Source organism: Vibrio sp. S11_S32, assembly GCF_014694465.1.
Classification (GTDB): Bacteria; Pseudomonadota; Gammaproteobacteria; order Enterobacterales; family Vibrionaceae; genus Vibrio; species Vibrio algicola.
Genome location: NZ_JAAUWS010000168.1, coordinates 1 through 312, shown reverse-complemented (window position 1 = coordinate 312; position 312 = coordinate 1). Strand labels below are relative to the sequence as shown.

General features: G+C 41.0%; 1 protein-coding gene. It reads right to left on the bottom strand.

Annotated elements, in window-relative coordinates:
- Positions 1–312 (bottom strand): IS66 family transposase (locus HC723_RS17125; protein ID WP_190339964.1); only part of this gene is annotated, 312 nt, incomplete at both ends.

The window sequence follows — 312 nt, the reverse complement described above, 5'->3', positions numbered from 1 at the left end:
ACCATGCTGAGAGGCCACGCTTTTTGCAGGTTTCAGTTATCGTATGTATACGGCTGCGAAATTTATCACCAGCATCAGATGTCGTGCCGTAGCTAATTTTGCGTTGAATGACAAAACCTCGAATGCATCGTTCCGCCTCATTGTTGGTCAATGGAATTGACGTATTCTTTAAGAATACCCAAAGACTTTCTCTATGTTTGAAGAGTAATTTACACCGACCCCGATAGCGCTGAACCTGAATACTGAGTCCTTTCTCTAACCAGTAATCAAAGGATTTTTGCAATCTTTTCATTCGCCGTAAATACATCAAAT